This is a genomic window from Paraburkholderia ginsengiterrae (assembly GCF_001645125.1).
In the GTDB taxonomy this organism is placed as follows: Bacteria; Pseudomonadota; Gammaproteobacteria; order Burkholderiales; family Burkholderiaceae; genus Paraburkholderia; species Paraburkholderia ginsengiterrae.
This window is the reverse complement of record NZ_LXKA01000371.1, coordinates 16876-42450: the sequence shown is the minus strand read 5'-3', so window position 1 is coordinate 42450 and position 25575 is coordinate 16876. Positions and strand designations below refer to the sequence as shown.

The window sequence follows — 25575 nt, the reverse complement described above, 5'->3', positions numbered from 1 at the left end:
GCCAGGAAACACCGCAGTCCTCTCGCAGGCCAGCATCCCGCTAAAAAGCAGCATCGTGCAAGACTTCCCTCAAGCGACTGTGGCACGCCAAGTTCGACCATCTTGCGCGGCACGGATACGAGACCGCGCGATGGATTTACGCACTGTTTCTAAATGGATGGAATCCCCACACTGCATGGATGGGCGAAGGGGCAAGCGTCCGATACGACTCTCAAAGGGCCGTTCCATGGCTGAAAGACGTGACTTGGGCGACTTCCATAGTGTCCCGTCGATATGGGAGTAGGCCATCCGCCGTCATGGTGCGCATCTATGGTCTCCCAAAATGGATGTTTATATGAGTTCCCGCTTCCCACAGAACACATCGCGCGTGCCCCGCGCTTTGGTATCGGAATCTGTTTGGAATGCAGTCGCCCGCCGTGATGCGTAATGGATAAAGCGTTAAACCGTTCATTTGCCACAACCGACGGGATATAGCGGTATCCAGCGTCGCCAGGCAACAGACAACGTTTGGTGCCCCTGGCGCCGCCAAACAACGTCACCGCGATTCCGGAGTCGTTCGTCGTCTTTCCCGTGCACAACTCGAGAAGCATGCTCTTGGTGCGGTACGTCGGAGGCATCCCCCGCACCCACAAGCTCAGGCGCCCCAGGCCTCGCAGAATCCATGACAACGACTGCTGGATCGGCTTCGGGGGAGGGAGGGGAGCAATCCAGTCACTTTTCAGGAGATCGGGAAATCGACAAACTGACGACCAATGGTCCCAATCCCAGTGGGAAAGGATAATCGGCACGTCATGCGGACAAAATCCTTTGAAGTTTTTCGGGAAGGTGGACAGGTTCTGGAGCACACCGCCGCCAACGTCGACGTAGAGCATCGGAAAGAAATGGCCGCTATCCTCGTACATCAGCGCCTGACTGGCGCCCTGGCCGACGTCGAAGACAGCCACGCCCGCGCTCTTCATCGATGAGTATCCGCCGAGGACATTGGGATTCAACTCCCTGTCCGGATTCCCCTTCAACCAGTAGTGAGGCGGGATGGGGGAGCCTTGTGAGGTCGACCCTCTGAACTTCCTGAAATGAATATGAACACGTTCTCCGGCGTCAAGAAGTTGGCCATACTGCATGCCATTGTCTTCGTTCACCGTTGCCGGACTGACCACGACTTCGAACCATACGATATCGCCGGGCTCGCTGTTGCCGATGTTCGCATATATCCCACTTTCGTCGTCGAGCGCGAGCACCGATAGTGAAACCTTGTTCCAAAATCGCCCAGGCTCCATCTGAGTGTCGACAAGCTGGTCAACGTCGTCTGCAAAAGCGCACTCGAGGTAAACTGGCTCCCCCCGTTCCTCGTTCTCTATAGGCTCTGCGACTTCGAAGGCCGCATAAAAACGTCCCTTTGGTCTTTCACCAGGCTCTCCGGACGAGAAAAACCGGTTCCTGTTACTGTCAGGAAAGCGATCGTCGAGCGTACTCATCTAAGCCCTCAGTTTGGTCTGTGTGCTTGTTCACTGGCAACATGCGAGGCGCATGCGCTCGCATGTTCAATGCCGGCGCCATCTTCTACGGTCTTAACTTGAACCAGGATGGATGCGATGAAGATTCTATCTGGACTTCGCGCTCAATACCTCAGCGTTCTGGTACAAATGATATTCGCGAGTCGGCGCGACGGTAACGTACTTGCCCGCCGGGAGCTGCAACCAGAAAACGATGAATTGGTCTTCCGCGGCTGTGGATAACGTCAGGAAACGAGTTTTCTTTCGCTGCGGGCGCTCGACCCGAGTTGCGGTCCGTTCAAACGCGACCTCGTGCATATCAGCTCAGCGAGACTCGTGCCTCATACTCATACCTCGCCGACGGGCATTTCACCTTGATCGAGGCTCGTCGCACGGAAGAGCGGAGCTACAAACCCCTGGTACATGAGCTCAAGCTTTGTGGAAAGGAGATAATTGATACGCTTCATATCACGAACTGGAATAACGACCACTGCAATCTCGGCGACCTGAAATGGATCCTGAAAACCTCGCGTCCAGCAGGATCGAATATCCCGGCTATGAGCCGCATCCGGACACGGCGCGCGAATGGCTTTCTGCCATTCGACAGCACGATATGACCAGCTACAACGTCGACTTCGCCCTTGGGTCAACCAGGGGGTGAACGGTCCTTTGGAATTTGTCCATGACAAGCCATCCTGAGCATGAACTGCCGACTACAGCAGCGATCGAGTTCCGCGACGAGCTTCTTGAAAAGGGCTGGCCGGACGATCGCCGCATTGCCGAACTGGCGGGTGAGGCGCCGTGTCCGGGAGTTGCAACGTACGCGGTCCAGGCGCGCGCGCGAGGCTCCTTGCTGGGTGTCTGGTCGGCCCCCACGCATTGCTTCCTGTACCCGGACTTCCAGTTCGACTCATCAGGCGACATTCGGAAGGATGTTGCCGAACTCCTCGCGGTCCTGCCTGGCGAAGACGATCGCGGAGGCTGGAGACGCACATTCTGGCTGTATTCGCCGCATGCCTTGCTCGATGACCGCGCGCCAGCGGAGATGTTTATGGACGATCCGATGCGGGTGATTACAGTTGCACGGGAGGAATTCCTGAGCGACCCAGAGGCCATCTGGTGAATCGCCGGCTTGCCGGGCTGACCTGATCGGCGAATAAGCCGCGACGCCCGGAATCGCGGTAAACACGCGACAGTGCTAAGAGCGAAGGCCCCCTGAAAGATTGAATGGGAAGTGTTCCTGGCGACGCTTGGGGAGTACAGCCGGTGGCTGCAATTATGCAAAACAGATAATCGGCGCAGCCGGTCACTTTCGATGGTCCACCATGTCGCGAAGAACTCAATGGTCGATGACCGCATCGGCGGCAGTCGACAATCCCGCCTTGCGATGGCAAGGATGTAGAATCTTGCACAGGCTCGGCTGACCCAACGGGGTCCACCAACCAGGGAGAACACTGGAATGATGGAAGTTAGGGAAGTTCGCGAGTTGCTGGCACAGCTCGACTTGGAGTCTCCTGACTTGGAGATGCTTCGCCCAACAGAGGCCTCTTATACCTGCCTGCTTCTTCAGCCGAGCGGTCCAATCTTTGCAAGTGGTGCGCGGATTGGTGGGGTCGACCAGGACCTGAACGCTCGAAAAGCGATTGCATTTGCAAAGCTTGCCAACGAGAGAGGAGCTCACCTTGCGGTAGCGCCAGAGTACTTTACGCCTTGGTCTGCCATCAGGTTACTAGTTGAACAAGGCATTGTTCCACCACTTGGTGCCTTGTGGGTACTTGGTTGTGAGAGCATCCACCAAGAGGAATTGGCTCAGTTCAAAGGCGATGTTGCTGTTTCTTGCGAGGTTGTCCACGAGCCTTTCGACGCCTTGGCCGCGGATCGACCATTGCTTGACCCGGTGGTCTTGCTCTTTGCGACAAGGCGCACCGATGGAAACTCACGTTTGGTGGCGCTGGTTCAGTTCAAGACTCACCCATCGCGAGACGACCTCTTTTTCGAAGAGGGTCTGCTGAAGCGTGGGACTAGGGTCTACAGATTTCGCGGGCGCTGCGGCACCTTGAGTACCTTGGCATTCATCTGTTCAGACGCCTTTGCACTGGATGACGCGCATGTCAGCGACCTCGTCGACCGGTCCACTCTCATTCACATCCAACTGAACCCTGATCCTCGTAATAGCGTTTACCGACAGTATCGGAAGACAGCATTCGATCTCGACCCGAGGATATCGGAGTGCCACATCCTGTGCTTGAACTGGGCCAGGACGATTGTTCAGCATGATGACAACGGGCATACGGAGACTTGGCCGGCTGTTGGCGGCTCAACCTGGTATTGCCCGGAGGATGCTTGTACCCAGATCGACGACATCGTCCTTCCCAACCATCGGCTCGGCCTATACTACACCCACATGAAAGAGCGTCGGCATGCGCTTCTTTTTGACTATGACGAGGCGGTCTTCGAGTGCCGCGTTCCGAAGGTCGTCACTAGGGGGCAAGCCGTTCTTGCCAACAAGAACGGGCCGAACGCGGTGGTCCGTTATGAGTGGGACAACATCGGCGGTGCATGGAGAGCTCAAGGCGAAACGCGCAAAGCTGGTTTCGATCAACTACTTCGCGCAAGTGCGGAGGCAAGGTCCGCACTTGCGCACGTGGACGGCGAGAACGCCCTGAACATAGAGCGCTTGCTGGCGCTTTCCGCCGGTGCAATCGTCGGCAAGGACGACTGGCATAGCCTAAAGAACATCGACTCGTTTCGCATCGAGTCCGACGAAGTGGTCCGTCGGATCACGGTTGCACAAGATACCAGCCAGGGCGCAGTGCAGTTTCGCCACGCCCGGCTCGAGATGATAGCGAACATTCGCCACGAGCTCGATACTCGACCGACATGGCCCCCTCAGATTGAGGGCACGGATAGCCACGCGCAGATTGGGTGGACTGCCGGGGCGTGCCACTTCAATGTTCGCTGCGCTGACGGGAGGCCCGGCCTCATCTGCTATCTCGGGGAGGCGCCAGGGGCCCGGCAGCTGGAGAATATACCGGCCATGCTTATCGACCTGTTGCGACGGGCGGGTGGACCACACCAAACGCGCCTGTGCATTCTTTACCGGCGCTTCGGTGAGTTGAGATTTGCACCATTACCTGGCATGACCCGCTTTGATGACGCGTTGATGGATGAGCGAGACATCCTCTCAGCTGATCCGAACGAAACCTTGGAACAGACATGACCAGCATTGATTCAGTGCGCGAGGTGATCTCGCAGCATTTTCAGCATGTCGAAGACCTTGGCAATGGTGTCATGCGAGGCGAGCTGCGTTACGGAGACAAGCCATACGCGGTTGCCTATGTTGACCTATCCGATACGGTCGTCGAGCGTTCTCAGGATTTGACGGGCTTTCAGGAGAATCTGCTCGGCGCGGGGTTCTTCTCGCCCGACAGTGACCTGCGTTGGAACAGTTACCTTTATTTCCTGGCCGGCCCGAAATCAGTAACGAGCGACCAGTTTGGAAAGGCCAAGGCGCGCATCGAGGCGGACAGACACTTCGCCCGGAAGTTCGTGCTTGAAGCGGATGACCTCGTTCTGCGTCTGCAAGAACCGGCTGCGAACGAAAGTTCCGGGCCTGCGCAGGTAGTTGATGTCGGTGTGACGTGGGCCGGCCTCCTAGCAGAGGCGTCTCTCGGTTCATTGATCGAGCAATCTGCACGTAAAACAGCGCTCGACCAGATCGCAAACGGAGGAGCCTTCAAGGCGGAGGCAGTGCCTCCAGCGTCGAAGACCGCTCTGAAGGCGGATCCCCTTGCGAACGGCCTTCTCCGTAACCTGAAAGTCGGGTCTTTCAGACGTGTTAACCAGGGGAAGTCGTTTGCGTTCGGAGACGTTAACCTCATCGTGGGCGCAAACGGGACCGGAAAGACGTCTCTGTTGGAGGCTATCGAGGCACTTTATTGCGGCCGGGTACGTCGGGACCCGGATGCGCCATTCGCCGACATCGTTGGAACGCTGGAAAACGACCAGGGAACGCGGGAGGCGGTCAAGGCGCCCGCGACTGCACCGGTACTAAAGGCGAGGAACACCCTTTGGTATGGGCGAGCAGACTATCAGTCCAACGCGATAAGCCAGGGCTTTTCGCGTTTCAACTTTCTCGACACTGACGCGGCGTTCCGACTATCGTCCGATGCCAATCACGAGGACATCCGGGAAGATTTGGGTAAGCTGCTCGTTGGGCCCGAGACTTCAAAGCTCTGGGACTACCTCTCTAAGCTGAACGACGATGTAAAGACGCGTCTGCGCAATCTCAACGAACGCTTGCCGAATCAGATCCGAGCAGTTGAACTACTCGAGGCAGAGGTTAAGCGGCTCCGCGAGGCACCATCTGAGGCAAACACTCTTTTTGCGGCGTATCGCGATGGACTTGCTCGATTGTCGCCTGCGTGGTCGGTTGGCGCGGACAGCGGTTCGTTGGATGCAGGAGCGCGAGAGAAGCTCGACACCTTGATTCGATCCACGAGGCTACTCCAGTCGGCCGTATCAGAGACACCGATCACTCGCGAGAAGGTCGAACGTCGGCTGGCTCGACTGCGCGAGGCCTTAGCCTCTGTGAAGCTTCTTCACGAAAGGTACGAGGCCTCATTGAAGAGAGGTTCTGAGGCTCAAGCCAGAGCGAAGTCGAATGAAGCTCAGCAGGCACAACTTGAGCAATGGTTGCGGCTATTGGAGGCCGGAGTACCTGCACTCGCGTCCGGTGTTCGTGAGGCAGAGGAACGAGCTTCAAGCCTTCGTCGATTGCTGCGAGATCAACCCAGCGCAACGCTGCCTCCGGTAACGGCCGAGTACGCTGCGTTCAACATTTCTGACGCGCGAGAACTCGCGGAGCAGAAACTAGATTCTGCCCAAGAGCAGGAGGGGATAGCTGACCTCGCCCTATCCCATAGCATCCAGCTGGGGCAGTCTCTTGACGCGCTCCGAAGAGACCTCCACGATGCCGCAGTTGCCTACATCGAACGTAGTGGCGACGCGGCCCTGTGCCCGGTGTGTAAGACCGAGCACTCGCCGCCCGAGTTGGTTGCGAAGCTGGAGGCGCTAGTCGCGTCTCATGGCGCTGGTGCGTCTGAAAGTCTGAGGCGCAATGCGCAAATAGCCAAGGAGCAGACATTGCGGTGTCGGCAGGACGTGACCATCCTCGATGCCTTGGAGAAGTACGCAGAGGCGTCAGAATCGGTGGCATCGACACCATGTGGGACGCTACAGGAGGACCTGCGGAGAACGGTTGCTGACTTGAGTATCGCCAACTCAGATTTACAGTCTCGGCGGAATGCCCTAAGCCAGCTTGATCTACAGGGTGTTGACTGGACAAGTTGGGAGAGGACGCGTGATTCGAATGCAACGCCGTTACTGCCGCCGGACGCTGACCCCGTCAGTGAAGCGGTAATTGAGGCGGCACTCGGCGCTTTGCGCGAACAAGCGAGCAGTGAGATGCAGGTGGCAGAGAACGAGCAGGAGCAGGCGAAAACTCTTGCTCGAGATGTTACAGACCTGGTGTCGGAAGTGCTTGATGAGCAATTGCAGCGGGTGAACCTTACGCAACAAATCACAGTACTAGAGCGAGCCCAACGCCAGGCGGAGAACGCGTTGCTGGAGCTGGATGGAGTTGCGCGTCTCCTGCAGGTGGCTCCGAGTACGAGTATCGAGGAGATTCAGGTTCAGCTGGAAGCCTGCTTGCTAGCTTTCGATAAGGCTCAGCATGCGTTTCAAGCTGAGGAGCAAGCGAGAACTGCCATCGAAGAGAAGACGCTCGAGCTCAAGACGGCAAACGATCACCTGGCTGCGGATACAACGACGCGCGCCAACCTTCTTCGAGCGAGCGAGACCCTGTCGAAGGTTGTAGAGCAGTACTCCCTGGAGCGTGCGACTGCTGATGCGTTCGGTGCGATAAAGGATAAGGTAAGTGCCGTCTTCGCACAAATTCACTCCCCTCAGGAGTATGAGCTGGGAGATTTCACAGAAGAATCACTCATCATTCGACGCGAGAATAAGCAGGTGCACGCCGTTACCCAGGTGAGCACTGGCCAGCGGGCTGCCCTCGCGTTGTCCATATTCCTTGCGCTAAACGACAGCGCCAAATCGGCACCACCAGTCATTCTCATCGATGATCCTGTTGCTCATATCGACGACCTCAACACACTGTCGTTCCTGGACTACCTGCGGGAGATTGCCCTCCGCACCCGGAAGCAGGTCTTCTTCGCTACCGCCGACATTCGGCTAGCGGCACTGTTCCAGCGAAAATTCGAGTTCATGGGGAACGACAGATTCAAGCGCATATCTCTGCCGCTACCTAGCGAGTCATCCTCATAAGCGGAAAATCCATGGAGCAAGTCAGTGCTTTAGCGAACAATGGCCCCCGCTTATTCACGCCGGTTGACAACGGTTCAGATCTCCTGGGTGATATCGTTGGCGTCGATTACCGGGAGGTTGGGGCGAGTGCCGCACCGTCTGACGAACTCCGGTCGCGGCCGACGCGATATACGCGCGCGGTGATGTCGGTTTGATCGGTGTTTCAGAACGCATAGTTCTGGCGATCAGAAGGACTTTTGGCCACGGTGACTAGCCGTGGATGAAAGCTTCGCCCGACACGACTGTATAAAAACACAGGTATCCTCCTCGGCAGATTTTGAGCGAAACTGAACGGTTAATACTTACTATGTTTAACAGACTAGTTTCGGGGGCGGGGCCTATGGTAACTGCCGAGGCGGGAACAAAGATCGCCGGCTATACCTATCAGCTTCAACGCGCGCTTCACCGTATGTTCTCCAGCGTTCACGGCAACATTTTGATCGGTGTGGAGACCGGCGACGACGTTGTTGAACTGAGGATGAGTGACGACGGAACAATTGACGCTGTCTTCGAGCAAGACAAGCATACGATCAAAGAGAGCGGCCAGCCCTATCAGGACGGTAGTAAAAATCTCTGGCACACGATTCACATTTGGCTCGACAGCGCGGTCAAAGCAAGGGAGCAGTACAGCGAAATCCGATATTACCTCGTAACAAACAAATCTGTCCCTGTACAGGCGATGGCAAGACGTCTGAGTGACGCAACCACGCCTGAGGAGGTCGAAGCCTGCATCGCCGAGATTAGAGAAAAAGCGGCTGTTGTCGGTGAGAACGATAAATCGGAGATCGCCGCTGTGAGCGGATTCGACGATGCGTCCCTCCGCTTTGTCATCGAGCGAATCGAACTGGTGGACTCCAGCGGAACGGTCGATGGCGTTCGGATCAAGGACGCTACGATTCGTCTGTTCCATTTAACGGATGACCTGGTCGACAAAGGGGAGGAAATCTACCGTGGATTGCTAGGGCAGCTAGTCGATTGCTGTCAGTCGGCATGGATAAGCCGTGAACCAGCCTGGTTGCGAAAGCCCCCCTTCGCCGAACGTTTGCGGTCGGAAATGAACGCGTATCGGGTGGACCGGTACCTAGAGCGCAGCCTCGCTTCCATCGCATGGCGCGAGTACCACAAAGGAGACGCGAAGGATCTCCTCTTCATCGCACAATTGCAACACCTCCGACTATCCGACGAGTACTGCACGCGGGCGTTAAGTCACTACTGGAGCTTTTATTCCGAACGCATCCGGCTACTCAACGCTGGGATAGTCTTGCAGCGGGCATGGAGTGCTCGCGATGGCGCGCTTCATCAACGCTGGCGGGCCATCAGAGATGAATACCTTGAGTTCGAAGGTGATATCGACGAGGGTGATGGCATGGCGATAGCAAAAAAGATCGCCAGAGATACTTTGAGTGGTGACCACCGCGCGCCGCTTGATGGTCGAGAGACAAGCGAACCGTACTTCACACTGGGGCACTACCATGACCTCGCGAACCGCCGGGCAGACGATGTTTTTGTGTATTGGGATGATGCCTTCGCACCAGCCAAAGATGATAGCGACGGAGAGGCATCGTAATGCAGGTCCGTGACGAAAACCTCATTCACAACAGCGCACTTGCCAGCTTGCTCCTGACGACATTTGTACGGGCATTTGAGGAATCCTCTGCGCATACCGAACGACCGGACTTCCTTAAGCTGCTTCTTGTCTTGCCGATCGTATGGCATCAGGCGAGTTGTGATGAGGTCAGACGACGTCAGTTTGACACGCCATTGCACGCCGTCTTGTCAGAACGCCCGCAGATAAAGGCCGACTTTCGGGAAAGGATAAGCGCCTTTGCCCCGGTCACAGGTCGCGCGCTCAACCTTGCGTGTGCGGCGAAGCTTTTGCGAACGGACGCGAGAGACGAAGAGAATCTAGTCTTCTCCATAAACTTCGCCAGATGGCCACAGGGCAGCAAGCCAACCAAGGCGCCACCTGAAATGTTGCAGGCAATAGACCGCCTCGCCATTTGGTATGCGCGTGAGTCTACAGCCCAGCTCTACAGCAGATTCCTGACAAATTAATCATGCAATTTCACATCGAGGAACTCATCCTCTGGCCAGTGAACAGGGAAAATGGCATACATACGCTTTCTTTCGAGCCAGGAAAAGTCAACATCATCTATGGGCGAAGCAGGACAGGCAAGTCATCAATCATCTCGATTATCGACTACTGTCTGGGTGCGAGTCGCTGCGCGATTCCTGTCGGAAAGATTCGCGACAGCGTGTCCTGGTTCGGCCTGCGCGTGAACATCAGCGGAAAGTCGTTCGTGGTCGCACGGCGCACTCCCGGTTCGCGGCAGACCAGCAACGAATTCTATCTGGCACCGTATGAAGAGGAGCTTCCCGAGGTCCCGGAATACACGCATAACGACACGCGATTCAAAGAGAGATTCAATAACCTCGTCCGACTCACGAATCTTTCGCTTGAGGAGGGTGATAAGGTCAAACAGCACGATGGACGTCCGTCGTATCGAGATCTCGCTGCGTTCAACTTTTTGCCGCAGCACATCGTCGCCAACCCGAACACGCTGTTCTTCAAGGCGGACACTTACGACCACAAAGAGCGATTAAAGAAGGTGATGCCATTCGCATTCGGTATCATCGATGGCACCTATCTCATGAAGGAGCGCGAGCACGCTCAGCTTCTGCGGGAGCTGGATCGACTGCTAAAGCAGCAGGAGGCTCGCAAAAGTGTCATGTCATCATGGGAGAGCCAGGTTGAGCGTTTGTGGTCGCTCGCCGTTGAGCTGGGAATGGTTGAAGCGACAGGCGTTGATGGTACCGATGCGCGCGTTGCCGCTCTTAAATTGTTGGCTGAGCGTTATGCCAAGGGTGAGTTGGAGTCTACTCTCAAGGCGCCGGACTATGGCTTTACTAACGAGCGCTACAAACAACTTCAAGACGAAGAAGAAGCGGCACAGACGACTGTAGACGATCTACGCCGTCAGATCCGTGGATTCGAAAGACTGTCGGAGCGGGCCCAAAAATTCAGCGACGCGGTTGAGATTGAGCGCAACCGCGTTGTGAACCTCGACTGGCTGAAGTCGAGTCTGTCGAAGCAAGGGACATGCGTTGTCTGCGGCAACGCGACCGACAGCCACCACACCGTCATCAGCCACCTTGCAACAGAGATGGAGCGGATTTCAGAGCTCTCGGACGCACTCTTCGAGAGCCCCATCGTGGATAAGGAGATCGAGGCTGCGAAGACAGCGCTCGTGGACGCGCAGCGCAAGCTTCATTCGGCTCGGTCTGCGCGAGTGGGGCTGCAGAGGACCGATAGCGCCACACGAGATTCGTTAAGCAAGGTTTACGTTCTTCTCGGGCGGATCCAGGCGTTGCTAATGGGAATTGAAGCTGTGCGGGGCAGAGACGAGTTTACGAAAGAGATCGAACGAGTCAGCGGGCTTCTCGACGAGGTTGCCAAATATCTTACCGGTGTAAACAAGGAAGCGAGGGAGAAAACCGTTGACAATAAGCTCGCCGCCCTCATTGGCAAGTACGCCGATGAGTTCAAGCTCGAAAAACGAGGCAACGTCGGACTCGACAAGCAAGAACTAACGTTAAGCTTTAGTGCAGGAGAGAACAGCAAGAAGGAATACCTTTGGGAGGTCGGGAGCGGAGAGAACTGGATGGGGTATCACATCGCAACGTTCCTCGCTATCCACGAATTCTTGTCTGACCGAGAGCGCTCGAATTCACCAGTGTTCAACTTTCTCGTCATCGATCAGCCGAGTCAAGTGTACTTTCCAAGTGCCGCAACAGGTGCGAATCAGCTCGACACGGACGCTGAGCATCTGGTCGAACTGAGGCGGACGCGGGATCAGGATTTCGTTGCGACCCGACGAATTTTTGAGGTGCTCGAAATGGGCCTCCGGGCAACGGATTATAAGTGCCAGATTATCGTTCTCGACCATGCCGACGATACCATTTGGGGTGAACTGCCTGATACGGTCAAAGCAGCCAACTGGAAGGCGCCTGACGCTGGGCTGATCCCGCATTGGTGGCTTTGATGTGCGCGTGCTGGCCCTAACCAAACCTTCGCGACCAACGCATGGATCAATCTCGACCGCGGCGCGTCCAAACGCCGCCTATCAGTACCCGACACACGTCAATCGTTCTGAAGCCAGGCGGGCAACAGTACAGATTGAACGACTTTGCAAGGCCGATCTGATGGTCGAGGTATCTGCGGTCGCGGAGATTCCGCGTTCCAGATTTCGTCTGCCGTGATCGCCTGTAACCGGTCCGTTGCCGCCATTAGGACGAGCGCCGCTTCAATGGTAGCATCCGAAGTGTTTTGTTCATTTGCGCGATAGTGTTGATCGGCAAATCAACGCTGACACGGGACTTTTTCAGGCTTGGTCTCCGAGTGATCTGTCTATGTGCGAAGCGAGCGACGGGAAATATGATCGACGTGGGGGTGTCAAATGCTTTGGATCAGATGTGAACGCTTGGGACACTCTTGGAAAATATAAACAGCAAAGGAAATCTCTTGAACCGCGAAAGATTCTTGGTAAAGTCGTACGGTGACAACCCCGCTGGGGTAACTGCTGGGCTTGTTAAGCTCTTGGAATTATTGCCCAATCATAAAGATGCCGTGATCGTAGTTCCTGAAATGGGAAAGGTATCCGGAACTATGCTTGTTCCAATCCTTGGGGAAGACTTATCGAAAAGACTGATAAAAAACAGAGAGATTCTGTTTGACGATGGTTCAAGAATCAGCTTGTGCGCTCAAGCAACGTTGAAAAATTATAGGCGTGCCGACGCCTATCTGGTCTTGTGGGGTTCCAAGTACGCTATTCAAGATGTCGAAGCTCTTGACCGCTGGAAATCCTTGGTTTTGGTAACCTGGATGCCTGAAGATTCGGCCGAATGGGAAGCAGAAAACAAAGTTTCAGTCATATACGACGACGGAAGGAATCAATAATCTGATAAGCGATGCAACTGAGCGGCCCGGCTTAATTCACTATTCGAGGGGCCGGCATTTCGTACGGCGAGATTATCGGCCAGCTACCAATCTATGGGGAAACAATGAAGCACCCGGGACAGCCGAAGGCACCTCCAAGCTGGTACAGGGATCGTGAGCCGTCATATATCGAGGAGGCATGAGGGCGCGAACAGTGAGGAAATTCGGGAGTCGCGATCAGTGCGAGACCCGACGGCTGTTAGCCGCGCTCTTGGCGACGTCGACTAATCATTTCAAATTTTCGCGATCGAGCGTTACCGCTTGTGCTTGAGTCGTGCGAGCGCACGCATCCAGTACCGCACGCACAACCCGTTTCGAGATCGCGGTGAGATCGCCGTCCGGTGTGCTGCGCTCACGAATCTGCCGGTCCGGATGAATGAGGTTACGTGATTCTCGCAGTGCTTGAGCATGTCGTCCGAGGCTTTCGTCGATGTATCCAAGCTCGACTGTAACCTTTATAAGAGAGGCGAGCGGCCAGGCTTCGAATGGCAGTACCTGCTGCTTCTGCCTGTCCCGCGGCGCTGCAAGGGCGGCCTTGCAGCGCTCAATGTCGCGGCCGAGCCAGTCGGGTAGCACCACTTCAAGAATTGAGGCATACAGTGCGGTAGCTGCGAGCCAGGCGCGCGCTCCTGTACATCGCGCCGCCTCCTCCCAGCGATAGCGAAGATTGTCGGCGAGTTTGGGCTCGAGCCCAAGGTCGTCGAAGGGCACTGGCTCGGGCTTGGTGGCTGCAAGGATAGTCGCCGGCGGCTGGAGGCCGAGGCGTGGCACGACCTCACGCGCGTACTGGCGGCGCCCGTCCGCGGTCAACATTAACCGGAACGGCCAGTTGATTAAGTCTTCGTCTTCGCGTCGAACCAGTCCTTTTGCGATCAACTCATTGACCATTGCCTCGGACGCCGTCTCACCGAAACGGTGTAGGTAGACCGATAGTGCCGTGGCGGCCAAGCCAGAACCGGTGGGCACCTCGCGCTCTTCGCCGCCGCTCGCAATAAGAGCGATGGCGAGGGCTTCGACTGAACCGTCTTGCGTTGACAGAACGAGGTGCCGACGTCCTCGTTCCTGCCAGCGCATCTCGCGTGCGATCTTGCCGGATTGGGTCGCTTCCCAGTACTCGCGGAGATCACCACCGAATCCGCTCCTTCGAAGAACGAGACCTTCGCGCTCCATGCGGATGAATTCCTTGCCCACTTCAGCGGCAGAAAAGGTCCAGGTCGCTTCAACATCGCGGATGGCCTCGAGCGCGTACCACGATTGGATGTTCCCTGCGTCGAACATTTCATGCTCGAAGATAGCGTCACGGAGTTCGGTATCAGTTGTTAGGGGCGTCATTCAATGGTTGGCCGTCGGCTGCCGGCCGGGGCGGGCGTGCTGCGGGCGCTGCACGGTAACTGAATTTTGCCATACAGCCATGCTGGAAAGGCGAGTGCGCCAGCGTCAAAGATTCACGCAGTCGATGGCTGTTTGGATGATCGAGCATCAGCTCCTCGACCACCCATGGTATCCGTTCGTCGTTCGAGCGACGTGTTGCGCTTCCCTTCCGCCGCCTTGATGGAGTCGGTCAGCTTGCGCTCGAGGGCCGAATCTTTAGCACCCGGCTTCCAGATAGCGGCTTCGTGCCACCCGCGGGTGGTTCTAGCCAGCGCCAAAGCAGACATTGCAACCTTCGCGCATTCGTATTCGACCGGCCCGCAAACGTCGATCGGCTCTGCGAACTCCCGAAAAGCTTCGACCTACTCTCGGGCACCATACACCATAGCCGGGTAGGATAAACTGACAGTTCGGTTCCCATGCCAATCCGAGAAATAAACGATGTCCGACCTGAAGGATTTGCTTGCTCAGCGTGAACAACTCGAGGCACAACTTGCAGCCGCTTTTAAGGCGGAGCGGATCAATGTGCTTGATGAAGTTATTCGGAAGATGAAGCTTCATCGAATCACTCTGGATGAGATACGAGGCCCAGCGCCGGTGGCAGTACGAAAAGCCGTACCAAAGTATCGTGACCCCGTGTCGGGGCGAGAGTGGATCGGGAGGGGCAAACCGCCGAACTGGATCAAAGGCGTGGCAGATCGAACGAAGTACCTCATTCCTATTTGAGCCGCGGTAGCCGTCTTTCGACCTTGGCGACAGTTTCAGGTTGCCTCGCGTAGCGCGGCACGGCCGCTCGTCACCAACGGTCCTAGATGAGAGTTTCCGAACAGACGCCGGAAGAGATTTCTCGGCGGCCTGATGCATGACGCAAGGTGAAAATACGAAATGGCGCGATGAATTGGTGCCGGTGGGGGCTGGCATAATCTTGCTATCGCAGGAGCGCAGGCTCTGGACGCACAAATCGCGGGATAGCGACCTGACAGAAAAACAACGAATAGCGGGGGAGACTTGGCCGACAACGAGAGAATGGGGACGGGCCATCCGGAATGGACCGACCGAGACGAAAAGAGCGGACTCGACCCGCTCGGAATGCAAACAACCAGCGTGGCACTCTACCAGCGATTGCTTCCCGGCATCAGCAACGTGACATTGCGCGTGCGCTACTATGGGTTCTACGTCTGGCTGGCGGACCACTACGCGAGGTCGATCAGGAATACGTCCGTTGACGCGTGGTGCCTTTTCCTGCGGCGTGCGGAAGCGCTATACGCGCTCGTTGCGCAGGACGATGGCGATGCGAGGGGAGTTGCGGGCAGTCGTTGGGCAAAGCGAGCGCTTCAGGCGGGAAGCAGAAGCGGAATCACCTTTTCCCGCTACACCGACCGGCAAAGCGGCAAGCCCCAATATCTCAAGCAGAAGTTTGGTGCGTTTGGTGCCGCCTATGGTTCGCAGATCGAGGAGATCGGCCTTCTAGAGTATCTGGAGACGCACGAGATCCCAGTGCCCACCAGGGACACCGGCGAACGCCTTGCCAAAGCCTTCTCTGCCGCAATCGGTCGTGCCGGCAAGATCTTCCTGGATGCGGTGAAGGACGGTGTTGTCCAGCGGAGCGAACTGAAGCGAATGGCGAGCATGCTGCCTTCTGCTATTACGAAAGACAGTGACGAGTGTCAGCTTTACAGAGACGTCCTGTTCGGACATGTGCGTGACCCGGATGCCGGTGCGATGCGACGCAGCAGTACACTTAGGCTGGTGCTGTTAACCGCAGAGAACCTCGGCTACTGGCCCAACCGATGGGACGTCAGATGGAGGCTCTATTCGTCTCATAACTCCTCTGGTGAACTGTTGCCCGCCGTCCCAGGCGAAGCGGAGCCTCACGCATTCGCTTGGCTGGTGTACCACGCGAACGATATGCTTCAGGTGTGCTATGGTGCGCTTCTCAAGTATGTGTTGGACGTTTTGGGTGGCAGTCCTTCCGGCATGTCAGTGCAACGGTTGCTGACGAACGTCATTCCGAGTATTACTTCGGAAATCGGGCAGAATCTTCCGACCTGGCAGCACCTGGTGGACTCGATCGAGATTGCCGACAACGCATGGTCCGAAGAGGCAACGAGCGAATGTACGTTGCTCGAGGCGATTACTGCCGGAGCTAGCGACGTTGGTCTAAGCACCAGCGAATGTGCTGCAAACGCATTGAGACTCTTGGCCGTACTCTACGGCCGCTTTAAGGAGCAACTGGAACGGGCGAGGACTGAACTGCCTGTTCTCTCGCGTTCGATTTATCTCCCATCTATCGTTTCCGAACTGGAATTCTTCAAGGCGCGCTCCGAGGAGCCGATCGCCCAATTGTTAAGCTGTCTGTTGCGTGAGCGGATCATTGAGCGCCATCTGTGGGTGGCGATCCAGAAGCTACGAATGCAGGGCGACTATACGTTCCTGATCGAAGCAGACGACGGGAAGGTGCGGATGAGGCAGAAAGACACACCGACTCTAACGAACCCGCGGCTCACGCCCGCAATTGATTTTCTCGTTGATATCCACTTGATGGTTGAGAACGGTCTCACGGCGGCCGGTAAAAATATTCTGGAGGCCGCGTGAGATTGTTCGAGTGCTTTGCAGAGAAGGGATTCCACACAAGCATTGTAACTACCTTCAACGTTGATCTGAATGCTTACGAATCGATTTCACTTTCCCGGCTGCGTGAAGCGGGATGTCGCAATAACATCCTCATCGCGGACGACCGGATGCTTGGATACGCACTCGGATCGAGCGATGCAAGACCCAGGCATGCCGGACGCCTCTACTCGATCGTCGGAGCGCGGGCGACCGGAGTCTTTCATCCGAAACTGATCCTGCAGCTGGGACGAGAGGGCGGCCGGCTTCTGGTTGCGTCTGCGAATATGACCGCCGCTGGCCTCGCCGGCAATCTTGAGGTGGTGGGCGAGGTGCGTGCCGGTGATGACGACGTCGCGGCATTGCCACTTCTGCGCGCCGCACTTGAGTTCGTTGCCGGCTTCGTGGCTGACTTCGCGCTGCCACGCAAACAGATCGAATGGGCGATGCGCAGAACACCGTGGATCCATGAGCAGACGGACGGTTCCATCGTTGATCTCGAGGAGGGCCGGCTTGGCTTCCTCTCGAGTAATGGTGAAACAGGTATTGGCGAGCAGTTCGCTGACCTTGTAGGACGGCGCAAAGTCTCCAGACTTCTCGTTGCAAGTCCTTATTGGGATCTAGACCTTGGCGCGTTGCGTAGGTTGCGCGCCAGGCTTGGCGCGAAGAGCGTCGCTGTCCTTTTGCAGCCAAAGAACGCGCTCTTTCCCGTCCATGCGCTTGGGCGAAAGGATTCGATTCAGCTGTTTGGCATCGACAGGGTAAAGGGCACGACAACGACCCGCTTCGCTCACGCCAAGGTGTTCATCGCCGAGACGAATGCAGGCGACTGCGTACTGTATGGCAGCGCAAACTGCACTCAGGCAGCGCTAGGCGTCGATGTGGCGCCGGGTGAAAACGAGGAAGCGAGCCTGTATCGGGAACTGCCGCCCGGCACGGCTGTGGAGATCCTGGGACTCGAAGGCGCGCTAGCGGAAGAATTGAGTGTTGGGGACATTCCCAAATTCGAGCCGGCCGAGGATATCCCCTTGAAGGACCTCGAGAGCCACTTGCCCGGTCGTTTCGAATTGAGCGAGTTGACGCTTCGCTGGTGGCCCCCTAAGGGCGCAAGCGTCACAGACGCCGAAATTGAGCTCAGCGATCGCGACGGAAAACCTGTAGATGGAAAGCTAACACGTTCCGGTTCCAGTGATGCGCCAGCCAGATACCACTTTGAGGGATCTGAGGCCCCTTACTTTGCTACTGTGTGTTGGCCGGGCTTCAAATCGTCGCCGGGCGTCGTGATTGTCGAAGAGGCAATCCAAAAGGCACAACGCAAGTCATCGACCCGTGCCGTTGACGACGCGTTATCTCAGCTTGATGACGTGGACGCATCGGAGGGCTTGTGGTTGCTCGATATCATGCACAAGCTGGCGGTTGCGGAGCAGAAAGCGCTGACAGAAGCCGACCAGAACAGCGCTCGACAGCGTACCAAGGCGGATAAGCCGGCGCGATCTCCAGGACGCGTGCTGACCTACGAGCAGTTCATTGAGGGGAGGTCGGGGATCAATCCCGAGGCCGATACTCCCGCGAGCCTACTCGGCGCTTCGCATCAGGACTCCGTCCGCACGTTCCTTAACGCATTGATTGGCAAGAAGGGACCTTTGGTGCGGTCCGCCGACGAAGAAGATGAGGTCCCGAAACTATCGATGGGCGATGAGACCGATTCGGGTGAAACCGCGCTCGAGGAAGACGAGCGCTTCAATACCGAGCAGCAACACGGAACGAAAGCCAAGGGAGTCAAAGAGGAAGAATCACAAGAGCGTCGCAAGTACAAGGCAATGCGTGATTCGCGACAGAGCATTGTAAAAGCGGTGAGATCTTGTCAGGAGACCTTTCAGGAAGATGCCGCGCTTGGCGCCCTTGGGGTGGTCGAACTGCTTCGGCTGCGCGTTCTGCTTGCCGTTGTACTCGGCGCAGGTAGCAGGGTGGCAGACCCAGTCCCAACTGGCTCAGATTCCACTGGTATTAGGGCCGTACTACCCATCAGTGGTGACGACAGCTGGCGCCGCTTGATAGGAAACTTGCTGTTTGACTTTTTCCGGAATCATGGCGGACTTCGAAAGCCGCTCATCGAGAAGGTCGTCCTCGATATTGACGATGAAGTGGGTTTGCCAAAAGATGTACTCGAGTGTTGGGCAACGTGCTACTGGGCCATCTGCGCGACACGTGTAGCAACCTCTGACCGCGGCGAGGTTATTGTCCCGCTGAAAAGTGAGAATTCGATCGCGGAGGATCTGTACCGCTACACTCAGTTGCTGCCATCGGAATTAGGCGGTGAAACGGTCAGATCAATCTTTGCTGGGATGAGTGCACGATATGCGGAGCGCCTTGGCGTGTCCGTAACGAGGCTCGAAGAGGAGCACCGCTCGTTGCTTAGCGCTGTGTCTCAGGGGAACGTATCGCAGGGTATGCGTTGATTGGGTCGGCGCTCTTCTCCGGCCGTGAGAAGGTGAGCGTCGGTGTGTCTGCTTTGCGGCAATGCGCGGGCCGTCGCAGCAAACATGCAGTTTCTTCGAATCTGGGTTTTTCGATAGTTCCGTGCTGCGATGCGCGTGCACGTGGTGCATCTCGTGGTGCAATAGCGCCTATATTTCCGCACAACTTGCGTCTTTGTAATCTGCACTGTGGCATAGTGCAATGCGCTTTACATACCAATGGGAAGAAAATGGCTACTCTAGAGAACATACAAGCCAAGATTGCGAAGCTCCAGTCTCAGGCGGAAGCAATCGCGAAAAGGCAATCTTCCGCTGTTCTCGAGAAGATTCGAGCCCTTATGGAAAGGCATGGCGTCACGACCGCAGACATTGATTCGTATGTTGGCGGGAAACGACGAGGCCGCAGGGTTATGGCGAGCACCACCGGGAATCAATACGCCGGAGGTGCGAAGTATCGCGATCCGAAGTCTGGTGCAAGTTGGAGTGGACGCGGTCGCGCGCCGGCATGGATTGCCGGTGCGAAGGACAGGAGCAAGTTTCTCATCAGTGAGTCTGTTTCAACAGCGGCACCTCCCGCTAAGAAGGTGGCAAAGAGCGGCAACTACGTACGGGGACCGCAGGCACCCAAATACAGAGACCCCAAGACTGGTGCAACTTGGAGTGGGCGAGGTCGCGCACCTGCTTGGCTCGCGGGCGCTAAGGATTCGTCCAAGTTCCTGATCGCGGAGAGCGAAGCGATTGCGACTGCAGAGAAGTCCGTCGCTGTACAACGCGGCACGGTCGCAAAGAAGGCAAAAGCGGCAAGAAAGGATACGAAGAAGGTCGCAGTAACGAAAAAGGCTGTTTCCAGGAGGGCTGCATCGAAAGCTGAACCCGCAGTGAAAAAGGTGACAAGGAGCAAGCAATCTGTCCGAGCACAGGCGCCGAAGAAGACGGTGCCCGCGAAGCGCGCATCCAAGTCATCCGTAGCCGAATCGGCTGCAGGTACCGCAGTCGATTCCACCTCAGTCGGCTAAGAGCGTCTGAGTCTGCTGGTGAATGAGCAGGGGGTGAAGTGCCATCTCCAGTCGTTGCCAAACTGCAAACCTGTCGAGTTGGGACGCTCGATTAGTCTTGCGTGGACATGATGAATCTGATCCGGCTGGCTCTCTCTACGAAAGTTTCGCTCCCAATGGCGGTTTGCGAAGTCGTCACGCGCGGGCCCGGTAGTGGGCCCGTGCCTCTTGGATGCTAAGTATTTCCGCATTTTTTGGATCATATAGGTTTGCTAGTACAACGGCGGAAGGTTGAGAAGACCGCGCATTCCTGACGTGTTCCAGGACGAATATCTCCCGTCGCCGCTTCCCTTTTGTGCCAATATCCATTGCAACCGGACCTCCGACGATCCCAGTGTGAATATTGCGCCGTTTCAACTAAAGTTGTAGAGCGATGACTGACTGCAACTAATTAGGTGCCGCAACGGTCGGTCGAATGCTCGCACGATGACGACAATCCGATGCCGGGCGACGTCGACACGGACAGTCGGCTGAAGACGAAGGTAAAGGGGCAGACTATGCCGACTCAATACTTGACCGAACTACCCTTGTTTGCGGGTCTGCCAGAGGATCTGCGAGAACTCGTCTGCGATATCGAGCACCACGCGGGTCTGCGCGTGATAGCAGAGTCGACAGCGAAGGAGAAGATGGCCTGTGAGTTCGGCAAGCGAAAGGCGGTCATCCAAGTGCCCGAAGCCGGACCGCCGCGCGCGTCGTTGTTAGCGCCGATGTAAAAATGACCCAGTCGTCGAAGTAAACCTGACCCACCTGGGAGACGATGGCGGCTTTTTGCCGCCGATGCTGACTCAGGAGCAAGCAGTGGAAATCAAGGTATTGGCCAGGCGCGGGACGGCGGTGCGGGAGATAGCGAGGCAGACGGGTTTATCGCGCAACACCGTGCGGCGCTATCTGAGGGACGAGCAGGCGAGCCGTTACAGCCAGCGTGAGCCGCGAGCAACGAAGCTAGACCCGTTCAAGGACTATCTGCTGGAGCGCGTCGCCGCCGCGCGGCCGCACTGGATTCCGGCAACGGTTCTGCTACGCGAACTGCAGGAAGCCGGATACGAAGGCGGCATCAGTCAGCTCAAGGCATTTCTGGTGCCCCACAAGCGTCCCGAAGCCGAGCCGGTGGTGCGCTTCGAAACCGCGCCCGGCAAGCAGATGCAGGCCGATTTCACCGTTATCCGGCGGGGACGCGAGCCGTTGCTCGCGCTGGTCGCGACGATGGGTTACAGCCGTGCGAGCTTCGTGCGGTTCACCGCGCGCGAGGACGCCGCGACGCTGTGCGAATGCCTGCGCGAAGCGCTGGTCTACTTCGGCGGCACACCGGAACATGTGCTGTTCGACAACGCGAAGTCGGTGGTCATCGAGCGCGATGCATTCGGCGAAGGCCAGCATCGCTGGAATGCGCAGTTGCTGGCGCTGGCGGAAACCTATGGCTTCACGCCGAAGGTGTGTCGTCCGTATCGCGCAAAGACCAAGGGCAAGGTCGAACGCTTCAACCGCTACCTCAAGGAGAGCTTCGTTGTGCCGCTTGCAGCGACACTCAGGTCATCGGGGTTGAAGCTGGACGTCGAGGCCGCCAATGCGCACATTGGCCGGTGGCTGACCGAAGTTGCCAACACGCGCCGTCACGCAACGACGGGCGAGCGTCCAGCGGTGAGGCTCGCTGCGGAACAGGCGGTGCTCCTGCCGTTGCCGGCGCAGACGCCAGCGCTTGCTGTGCCGGACAATCGCCGGGTGTTGCCACGTGAGAGTCTTCAGCATCCGCTAGCGGTCTATGACGCGTTGCTGGAGGTCGCAGCATGAATCTGCAACATGAACGGATTGCCCGGCTGTGCGCACAACTGAAGCTCGACTGTATCGCCACTGACTGGGCGCCGCTCGCACAACGCACTGCAACAACCGATTCGAGTATGGCCGACTTCCTTGAACAGCTTCTGCAAGCGGAACTCGGCGCGCGCGAGCAGCGCAAGCGTCAGGTGCTGACGAAGCTGGCGGCATTACCCGGCGTCAAGACGCTGGAGCAATACGACTTCGGCTTCGCCAGCGGCGCGCCACGTGCGCAGATTCAGGAGCTGGCGAGTCTGGCGTTCATCGAGCGTGCCGAGAATGTCGTGCTGCTCGGGCCATCTGGCGTCGGTAAGACGCATATTGCGACTTCGCTCGCGTACCGCGCGGCGCAGGCGGGCATCAAGACGCGGTTCATCACGGCCGCCGACCTGATGATGCAACTGGCCGCCGCCCGACAGCAGAACCGCTTGCGGGAGTTCTTCAATCGCGCGGTGATAGGACCCAGGCTGCTCGTCATCGACGAAATCGGCTATCTGCCATTCGGGCGTGAGGAGGCAAACCTGTTCTTCAATGTCGTCGCCAAACGCTACGAGCGCGGTTCAATCGTGTTGACCAGCAACCTGCCGTTCACGCAGTGGGCGACGGCCTTCGCTGACGACCAGACGCTAACGGCGGCGATGCTCGACAGGCTGCTACATCACGCGCATATCGTGCAAATCAGCGGCGAGAGCTATCGACTGAAGGACAAGAGGAAAGCGGGACAAACAGGCACGCGGGCAAGCGCCAAAGCAGCCGCGTGATACAGGACCCGGGTGGGTCAGATTTACTTCGGCGAAACCTCGAAATGTGGGTCAGGTTTCAGTCGGCGTTGACACGTCGTCTGTGTTCCATGAGCTACTGCACCTGAAGCGGTATTTTGTCGATGGCATGCCGAAGCTCGTCTACTGCGACGACGAGCACGAATTCGAGGACGATGACGACGCACGGACTCCGCAACTATTTGCCAGCCTCGACAATCAGATCGAGCACCTGTTCATTGTGCCTATCGAGCTCGCGCGGTACAGCTGCGCGCGAGGTTATTGGGAAGAGCGCATCGGCGAGGTGCTCAAAGAGCCGCGGCTTCCGGATGACGGCGCAGTCATGGTGTGGGAATTCATCCACCGAGTCCTCAAGGGCGGGGGGCAGTCTGGTGCAGCACAGGTGCAGGTCGACCAGCGGGGCTTGGGCGAAGCCTGCGATCGGTTCCACCAAGCCGTAGATGAGTCCAAGGAGGCCGCTACGCTATGCCTCTTCGAGACATTCGTCCCCGCGAAACTGCCCCGTGCTTGCCTCGACTACTTCGTCCAGCAACAGGAGATTCCGCTGGCCAGTGTGAAGCGGCCGGCGATTTGAACATCGCCGGTCCGTTCCGTGCGCCAAGGCGCAGACGAGCGAAGCATTTCGGAAAGGGTGAGGGCGGTCGCCACAACTTTAGTTGAGCACTGCCATTGAAATAATTACGTAAGCATTGTCACGCAGATGGGCAGATAAATCTTCTTATCAGTCCGCTACCAAATTTGGTCTAAACTGGCGAGCATGAAAACGCGTGAGACCCTTCCCAAAAGGACTAGCTCCGACTTTCCCGACGAAGCGGAGCTGGCTGCGCTACGTAGCTGGTACGCGGGCCTAGACGCACGCGCCGCGGTCGCCCGCTATCTGGGTGATCGGCGGGAGGTTGGTGCGTCGTCGCGCGCCATCCTGGGCCGCATCCGCCGGCAACTCGTCGCGTTCGCCGTGCAGCGTCATCGTGGGAATCTGGCTGCGGTTTTCGCTGACCGCCAGTCGAAGGCGTCGGCCGAAGAGGTAGCCGACGCAATAGCGGTGTTGCGGAGCCTGCCTATGCCGACGCCGTCAATCACAGACGCCGTCGAAGTGTGGCTGCCATCGCGCATCTTCGCGGCGCTGCACGCACACGGCATCCAGACGCTGGCCGACCTGACTGTGCGGATTCCGCGGCGACGACGCTGGTGGACGGCAATTGTCGGACTCGGCGTCACGGGGGCGCGCCGCATCGAGGCGTTCTTTGCGGCCCATCCGGCGCTGACTGAACGGGCGCGGGCGCTGATCGACGCGGCGCCGTCCGGCAACATCGTGCCGTGGGAGCAACTGCGCGTGCCGCACGACGTTGATGGTTCGCAGGGGCAGTTCCGGGCGCCGCATGCCACTTGCCTGCTGAACGCGTCGAATGACTACGAGGCAATCCAGTCCTGGCTGGCGCTGCACGAATCCGCAGCTACGCAGCGCGCATACCGCAAGGAAGCTGAGCGCCTGCTCCTGTGGGCGATCGTCGAGCGCGGTCGAGCACTGTCGTCGCTCAACACAGACGATACGATTGCCTACCGGGGCTTCCTGCGTCGACCGACACCACGCGAGCGTTGGATCGGTCCGTCGCGGCCTCGGCATAGTGTCGAATGGCGGCCGTTCACTGGTCCGCTGTCCGCACGCTCGGCGGTGTACGCCCTGAACGTCCTGTCCGCGCTGTTTCGCTGGCTAATGGAACAGCGCTACGTGCTCGCGAACCCATTCGCCGGCGTGAAGGTCAAGAGCAACACGCAGCGCGCGGGGATGGATGTGTCCCGTGGATTCTCCGAAGGCGAGTGGCTACTGATCCGCACGGTCAGCGACGGACTCGAATGGTCATATGGCTGGAGTGTGCCGGCTGCGCAGCGGTTGCGGTTCCTGCTGGATTTCGGCTACTCGACTGGCTTGCGAGCGAGCGAGCTTGTCGGCGCAACGCTCGGAGATGTCCACCGTGACGAGCACGGCAACCACTGGCTGCATGTGATTGGCAAGGGTGGCAAGCTGGGCAAGGTGGCGCTACCGTCGCTCGCGCGGACCTCGCTCGACCAGTATCTCGTACAGCGCGGATTGCCGGTCACGCCGGCGCGCTGGAACCCGGCGACGCCGCTCGTCTGCAGTATCGACGAGGACGGAGCCGGTATCGAGAGCACACGGCTTTGGCGCGTTCTACGCCGGTTCTTCGTGTCGGTAGCCAACACGATTCAGGACGAACAACCCGCGACGGCCGAGAAACTACGCCGCGCGAGCCCACATTGGATGCGTCACACGCATGCGTCGCACGCACTGGCACGGGGAGCCGAACTCATCATGGTCCGTGACAACCTCCGCCATGCCTCAATCTCGACGACGTCGACCTATCTGCATAGCGACGAAGTGCAACGAGCCCGACAGTTCGATCAGGCGTTTGGTACGGGTGATTTCAAGCGGTAGCCTCCGGGCATATCCCGACGTTGGTCCGCTGGAAGGGTATCGAATCGTACGTCAGACTGAGAACCGGCCAGTTTGGTCGTAGAATCCGTCCACTCGATTTATTCTAGATACACGTTGTCTTGTAAGTCTTTGCACGCGAGCACTAA

Annotated in this window: 19 protein-coding genes; 17 read left to right on the top strand and 2 right to left on the bottom strand. The window is 57.6% G+C overall.

The window, feature by feature from the left end:
• Positions 1-149: 149 nt before the first annotated feature.
• Positions 150-1475, bottom strand: coding sequence for a ComEC/Rec2 family competence protein (locus tag A6V37_RS34860; protein WP_064271946.1), 1326 nt, complete (start codon positions 1473-1475; stop codon positions 150-152).
• A gap of 529 nt (positions 1476-2004) precedes the next feature.
• On the opposite strand from A6V37_RS34860, the gene A6V37_RS41105 reads away from it, so the two are divergent.
• The 8 genes from A6V37_RS41105 to A6V37_RS34820 all read left to right on the top strand — a co-directional run bounded on the left by A6V37_RS41105 (position 2005) and on the right by A6V37_RS34820 (position 12834).
• Positions 2005-2154 carry a hypothetical protein gene (locus tag A6V37_RS41105; protein ID WP_157447930.1) on the top strand — a complete coding sequence of 50 codons (150 nt, stop codon included), beginning with the start codon at positions 2005-2007 and terminating at the stop codon, positions 2152-2154.
• Between the two features lie 21 nt (positions 2155-2175).
• Positions 2176-2616: a hypothetical protein gene (locus A6V37_RS34850; RefSeq protein ID WP_064271948.1), complete on the top strand. Its 441-nt coding sequence runs from the start codon at positions 2176-2178 to the stop codon at positions 2614-2616.
• Between the two features lie 336 nt (positions 2617-2952).
• Positions 2953-4713 (top strand): hypothetical protein, encoded by a 1761-nt coding sequence (locus tag A6V37_RS34845; protein WP_064271949.1) that lies wholly within the window; start codon positions 2953-2955, stop codon positions 4711-4713.
• Positions 4710-7838: an AAA family ATPase gene (locus A6V37_RS34840; protein WP_064286825.1), complete on the top strand. Its 3129-nt coding sequence runs from the start codon at positions 4710-4712 to the stop codon at positions 7836-7838. Before A6V37_RS34845 ends, A6V37_RS34840 begins: the two co-directional genes overlap by 4 nt.
• 379 nt (positions 7839-8217) lie before the next feature.
• A complete protein-coding gene (locus A6V37_RS34835) occupies positions 8218-9444 on the top strand; it encodes an ABC-three component system protein (RefSeq protein WP_064272048.1) in 1227 nt (408 codons plus the stop codon).
• Positions 9444-9932, top strand: a complete 489-nt coding sequence (locus A6V37_RS34830) for a three component ABC system middle component (protein ID WP_064271951.1) — start codon at positions 9444-9446, stop codon at positions 9930-9932. Before A6V37_RS34835 ends, A6V37_RS34830 begins: the two co-directional genes overlap by 1 nt.
• A 2-nt stretch (positions 9933-9934) precedes the next feature.
• Positions 9935-11920 (top strand): DUF3732 domain-containing protein, encoded by a 1986-nt coding sequence (locus A6V37_RS34825; RefSeq protein WP_064271952.1) that lies wholly within the window; start codon positions 9935-9937, stop codon positions 11918-11920.
• A 479-nt stretch (positions 11921-12399) separates the two neighbouring features.
• Positions 12400-12834 (top strand): hypothetical protein, encoded by a 435-nt coding sequence (locus A6V37_RS34820; RefSeq protein WP_064271953.1) that lies wholly within the window; start codon positions 12400-12402, stop codon positions 12832-12834.
• Between the two features lie 267 nt (positions 12835-13101).
• Here A6V37_RS34820 and A6V37_RS34815 read toward each other — a convergent pair whose 3' ends face one another.
• The gene (locus A6V37_RS34815; protein ID WP_131799949.1) at positions 13102-14151 is read right to left on the bottom strand and encodes a hypothetical protein; all 1050 of its coding nucleotides are present in this window, start codon (positions 14149-14151) and stop codon (positions 13102-13104) included.
• Positions 14152-14685: 534 nt separating this feature from the next.
• Between A6V37_RS34815 and A6V37_RS34810 the strand changes: the two genes are divergently transcribed.
• From A6V37_RS34810 to A6V37_RS34770, 9 genes are all read left to right on the top strand, one after another.
• Entirely contained in the window at positions 14686-14970 is a 285-nt protein-coding gene (locus A6V37_RS34810; RefSeq protein ID WP_064271955.1) for an H-NS histone family protein, read from the top strand.
• 282 nt (positions 14971-15252) lie between these two features.
• A complete protein-coding gene (locus A6V37_RS34805) occupies positions 15253-16839 on the top strand; it encodes a hypothetical protein (protein WP_131799950.1) in 1587 nt (528 codons plus the stop codon).
• Entirely contained in the window at positions 16836-19313 is a 2478-nt protein-coding gene (locus A6V37_RS34800) for a phospholipase D-like domain-containing protein (RefSeq protein ID WP_064271957.1), read from the top strand. The genes A6V37_RS34805 and A6V37_RS34800 overlap by 4 nt, the downstream gene beginning before the upstream one ends.
• Positions 19314-19561: 248 nt before the next feature.
• A complete protein-coding gene (locus A6V37_RS34795) occupies positions 19562-20347 on the top strand; it encodes an H-NS family nucleoid-associated regulatory protein (protein ID WP_064271958.1) in 786 nt (261 codons plus the stop codon).
• Between the two features lie 479 nt (positions 20348-20826).
• Positions 20827-21099: a hypothetical protein gene (locus A6V37_RS34790; protein WP_064271959.1), complete on the top strand. Its 273-nt coding sequence runs from the start codon at positions 20827-20829 to the stop codon at positions 21097-21099.
• A gap of 64 nt (positions 21100-21163) precedes the next feature.
• A complete protein-coding gene (gene istA / locus A6V37_RS34785; RefSeq protein WP_064271960.1) occupies positions 21164-22174 on the top strand; it encodes an IS21 family transposase in 1011 nt (336 codons plus the stop codon).
• Positions 22171-22959 carry an IS21-like element helper ATPase IstB gene (istB, locus tag A6V37_RS34780; protein ID WP_064271961.1) on the top strand — a complete coding sequence of 263 codons (789 nt, stop codon included), beginning with the start codon at positions 22171-22173 and terminating at the stop codon, positions 22957-22959. The genes istA and istB overlap by 4 nt, the downstream gene beginning before the upstream one ends.
• An 82-nt stretch (positions 22960-23041) precedes the next feature.
• Positions 23042-23551: a hypothetical protein gene (locus A6V37_RS34775; RefSeq protein ID WP_157447929.1), complete on the top strand. Its 510-nt coding sequence runs from the start codon at positions 23042-23044 to the stop codon at positions 23549-23551.
• A 183-nt stretch (positions 23552-23734) separates the two neighbouring features.
• Positions 23735-25429, top strand: coding sequence for a site-specific integrase (locus A6V37_RS34770; protein WP_064271963.1), 1695 nt, complete (start codon positions 23735-23737; stop codon positions 25427-25429).
• Positions 25430-25575 lie beyond the last annotated feature (146 nt).

Coding starts and splice junctions, on each gene's coding strand:
- istB (WP_064271961.1), top strand. CDS start 22,171: ATGAATCTGCAACATGAACGGATTGCCCGGCTGTGCGCACAACTGAAG.
- A6V37_RS34860 (WP_064271946.1), bottom strand. CDS start 1,475: ATGAGTACGCTCGACGATCGCTTTCCTGACAGTAACAGGAACCGGTTT.
- A6V37_RS34810 (WP_064271955.1), top strand. CDS start 14,686: ATGTCCGACCTGAAGGATTTGCTTGCTCAGCGTGAACAACTCGAGGCA.
- A6V37_RS34845 (WP_064271949.1), top strand. CDS start 2,953: ATGATGGAAGTTAGGGAAGTTCGCGAGTTGCTGGCACAGCTCGACTTG.
- A6V37_RS41105 (WP_157447930.1), top strand. CDS start 2,005: ATGGATCCTGAAAACCTCGCGTCCAGCAGGATCGAATATCCCGGCTAT.
- A6V37_RS34840 (WP_064286825.1), top strand. CDS start 4,710: ATGACCAGCATTGATTCAGTGCGCGAGGTGATCTCGCAGCATTTTCAG.
- A6V37_RS34770 (WP_064271963.1), top strand. CDS start 23,735: ATGAAAACGCGTGAGACCCTTCCCAAAAGGACTAGCTCCGACTTTCCC.
- A6V37_RS34825 (WP_064271952.1), top strand. CDS start 9,935: ATGCAATTTCACATCGAGGAACTCATCCTCTGGCCAGTGAACAGGGAA.
- A6V37_RS34790 (WP_064271959.1), top strand. CDS start 20,827: ATGCCGGGCGACGTCGACACGGACAGTCGGCTGAAGACGAAGGTAAAG.
- A6V37_RS34815 (WP_131799949.1), bottom strand. CDS start 14,151: ATGTTCGACGCAGGGAACATCCAATCGTGGTACGCGCTCGAGGCCATC.
- A6V37_RS34830 (WP_064271951.1), top strand. CDS start 9,444: ATGCAGGTCCGTGACGAAAACCTCATTCACAACAGCGCACTTGCCAGC.
- A6V37_RS34850 (WP_064271948.1), top strand. CDS start 2,176: ATGACAAGCCATCCTGAGCATGAACTGCCGACTACAGCAGCGATCGAG.
- A6V37_RS34835 (WP_064272048.1), top strand. CDS start 8,218: ATGGTAACTGCCGAGGCGGGAACAAAGATCGCCGGCTATACCTATCAG.
- istA (WP_064271960.1), top strand. CDS start 21,164: ATGCTGACTCAGGAGCAAGCAGTGGAAATCAAGGTATTGGCCAGGCGC.
- A6V37_RS34795 (WP_064271958.1), top strand. CDS start 19,562: ATGGCTACTCTAGAGAACATACAAGCCAAGATTGCGAAGCTCCAGTCT.